The following is a 2,937-nucleotide window of genomic DNA, read 5'->3' on the forward strand; positions in this document are numbered from 1 at the left end:
GAAACATTGCCGCTTTCAGGAAAAGTTATTTTTTTCCTTTGGTTAGCTCGTACAACTAATTCTTCTGTATTGGTATCCTCTAAGAAAAAATTAAACAATGGAATATTTAATCCTACAGAAATTAATTTTAGTGTTTGTAATGAAGGGTTTGTAATTCCTTTTTCAATCTGACTTAACATGGAAGGTGTTATATCAGCTAACTCCGCTAAAAGCTTACTGGTTAATCCGGCACCTTTTCTAAATGTCATAATTTTGTGACCAACATTAATATCGTTCATATATGTAATCCCCTTTAAATAAGTAAATTAAATTATTATTAATTTAATTTACTTATACTTAATATGTTGTTAATATATACTTAATTATAATAAATTATGATTAATTTTAAAATATTGTATGTACATATGGCAGCAGCTGCGAAAAAGTGGGAAAAAGATTTACTTAGAAACAAAGGGGCTACTATTTTTGAATATACAGCTGGTTATAGTAAAGCAGTAGAAGAAGGAGGAACATAAGTTAATAAGAATCAAATGTGCTATTTTATTAACGATGAAAAATCAAAGCATGTATTTTAAGGTAATGCAGTAGTTGCTACTCGTCTGAATAATTGATATACAAATAAAAGTTGATGGATCGCATCCTCTATTTGTATATCTACCATGTGGAGTAGGATTTGGTGGAGCTTCGTTTAGTTTAAAAATTATGGTATGGGATCATGTACATGTAATTTTTGCTGGGCTACCCATTCTTCGTATATGCTAATAGGTATGATGACCGGATTATATGATGGGATTCCCATACAAGATTTTTAATGAAAAGGATTCTAATAAGTAAAGGACAACTTAAGAGTAGACTTCAATGCTGTATTGTAAAATTTTTAAGGAAGTGAAAAAAGTATGAAATCAGCTTTAAATAGTATTATGATCTCCTCGATTTTTGCAGTAGGAGGGATCCTTTCGCTTTTGTTTAATTTAATGGGGGATCAAGATTGGATCTGGAATTGGGTAGGGCTATTACTAGCATATCTATCTTTGGGCATTTTAATCGGTTTATATAATAAAACTGTGGATCACAAAACATTTCCTAAAATACTAAAAAGAACTTTGTTTATTTCCTTTAATGTTACTATATTAGGGATAATAATAGGGGTAACATACCAACTATTAGGAAAGTGGAATCTTACTATAATGATGTATTATTGGTTGATAATTTTATTACTACATTTAATTACTGTAATAACATTAGTCATCCTAGTATTCGAAAACGGTAATAGTAAAAATTACAGCTTACTATATAGTTTTATTATACTTTTAAACATTGTCCTTACCTTAGGACCAGTATTATTTCCAGTAGTTCTAACTATTATAGGAAATGCCATGAACGTTAGTGCAGGGCACTAATTTTCACCTATATAGATTATTAAAATGATTAGTCCAAAATTGAGATTGGTTAAGTTAAAAAACTTAATAAGCTAATAGGATAGTAAAACTAAACGACATAAAGTGGAATGATTTGATAGAAAGAAGATTATAATATGAAAATTAAGCTTAAGAAAAAAAGAATTATAAGTGTATTGTTGGCTATTACATTAGTAGCAATAGGGTATTACATGTTTCAATCTATTACAAATCCTAAGCTGGTAAATGCGGAAGAGGGAAACAGTGTTCAACAAGTGAGCAGTCTACCTAAAAATGAATTAAAAAAACCAATACCTAATCGTTTTGATGGTAAAGAAAGAAAAGTTGCATATTTAACTTTTGATGATGGACCAGGAAAATATACAGCTAACCTATTAGATGTATTAAAGAAAAATGATGTGAAAGCAACGTTCTTTTTAATTGGCGATAATGTGAAAAGGTTCCCAGATTTAGTGAAACGAGAGCATGTAGAAAACCATTATGTGGGCATGCATAGTATGACACATGATTTTAAAAAGTTATACACCAATCAGAAATATGTGAAGGAAATGAAAGAGGATCAATCTTTAATTAGAAATGTTATTGGAAACTCCCCGAATTTAACACGCCCACCATATGGGTCAATGCCTGGATTAAATGAATCACTTCGAAATGAAGTGGTCGGAAATAATTTAAAAGTATGGGATTGGACAATTGATTCTCTAGATTGGAAATACAATAAATTACCTGTGGATGTAGCGGCCGCAAAAATTGTTCAAAATGTCTTAGCAGGTGCGACGTCTTCAAAGGAAATTGTTTTAATGCACGATATTCATCCACAATCTGTTGCGGCAGTTCCAGCAATTATAAAAGGATTAAGAGAAAAAGGGTATGAATTTGAAGCTTATGATGAGAACAATCATTTTCCAATAAACTTCTGGCATGATAATCGTATATAAAGAGATATATTAGTTAAAAGAAAATCAGAATGGAATAAGCAATTCATATAGGGTTTAAATATTTGTAAGAGCGTGTTTAGATAGATGAAAACACGCTCTTTTTACTGAACTATTTTATTGTAGATTTAAGTATAGGCTTTCTAATTTCAGAAAAATTTATATGATTTTTTCATTCATTTTTACATAAGCGTTGGATATTTCGTATGTTTGTCTAGAGTGAAAAGAACTCATAAAAAACCGCCATTATTCACGTTCTTCTTCATATAATTGCACCGCACTTATTTTTTGTATGTGGTTAAAACTAGTTTTTAAGAAGCATATGTTTTAGCAACTGCAGAAATTCTGTATCACTTTTATCATCTTTTATATAATCCTGTTCGTAGTTAAAAATCATTCGTACTAACATAAAAGCTGTAAGCGGTAATGGGACCTTATGCAAAGCCCCTTGCTGATAACCTTTTTCGAGTAATTTACTTATCATGTTAATTGCTTCTTCTTCAGATTGTTTAAAACAAGTTGTAATTTCAGGTGAATGGTACTCTTTATATTCTTGAAAGAGTGTAGAAACAAATGGATCTTGA

4 protein-coding genes and 1 pseudogene are annotated in these 2,937 nt (G+C 30.2%); 3 read left to right on the forward strand and 2 right to left on the reverse strand.

Going from position 1 to position 2,937, the window contains the following annotated elements; all coding sequences use genetic code 11:
- Nucleotides 1–278 (reverse strand): helix-turn-helix domain-containing protein (locus ACS2FK_RS30305; protein WP_438899970.1); only part of this gene is annotated, 278 nt, incomplete at its 3' end.
- Between the two features lie 96 nt (nt 279–374).
- Between ACS2FK_RS30305 and ACS2FK_RS30310 the strand changes: the two genes are divergently transcribed.
- From ACS2FK_RS30310 to ACS2FK_RS30320, 3 genes are all read left to right on the forward strand, one after another.
- On the forward strand, nt 375–515 hold the full coding sequence (locus ACS2FK_RS30310) for a hypothetical protein (RefSeq protein WP_063547321.1): 141 nt from the start codon (nt 375–377) through the stop codon (nt 513–515).
- Between the two features lie 381 nt (nt 516–896).
- Nucleotides 897–1,400: a DUF3902 family protein gene (locus ACS2FK_RS30315; RefSeq protein WP_000833540.1), complete on the forward strand. Its 504-nt coding sequence runs from the start codon at nt 897–899 to the stop codon at nt 1,398–1,400.
- 134 nt (nt 1,401–1,534) lie between these two features.
- On the forward strand, nt 1,535–2,356 hold the full coding sequence (locus ACS2FK_RS30320; protein ID WP_063547322.1) for a peptidoglycan-N-acetylglucosamine deacetylase: 822 nt from the start codon (nt 1,535–1,537) through the stop codon (nt 2,354–2,356).
- 301 nt (nt 2,357–2,657) lie between these two features.
- Here ACS2FK_RS30320 and ACS2FK_RS30325 read toward each other — a convergent pair.
- A pseudogene (locus ACS2FK_RS30325) lies at nt 2,658–2,937 on the reverse strand (TetR/AcrR family transcriptional regulator); the annotation flags it as partial.

Source organism: Bacillus cereus group sp. BceL220, from assembly GCF_051776965.1.
GTDB classification, from domain to species: domain Bacteria; phylum Bacillota; class Bacilli; order Bacillales; family Bacillaceae_G; genus Bacillus_A; species Bacillus_A cereus.

Bases quoted from the DNA above. Each gene is read 5' to 3' on its own strand.
- ACS2FK_RS30310 (WP_063547321.1), top strand. From the start codon at position 375: ATGATTAATTTTAAAATATTGTATGTACATATGGCAGCAGCTGCGAAA.
- ACS2FK_RS30315 (WP_000833540.1), top strand. From the start codon at position 897: ATGAAATCAGCTTTAAATAGTATTATGATCTCCTCGATTTTTGCAGTA.
- ACS2FK_RS30320 (WP_063547322.1), top strand. From the start codon at position 1,535: ATGAAAATTAAGCTTAAGAAAAAAAGAATTATAAGTGTATTGTTGGCT.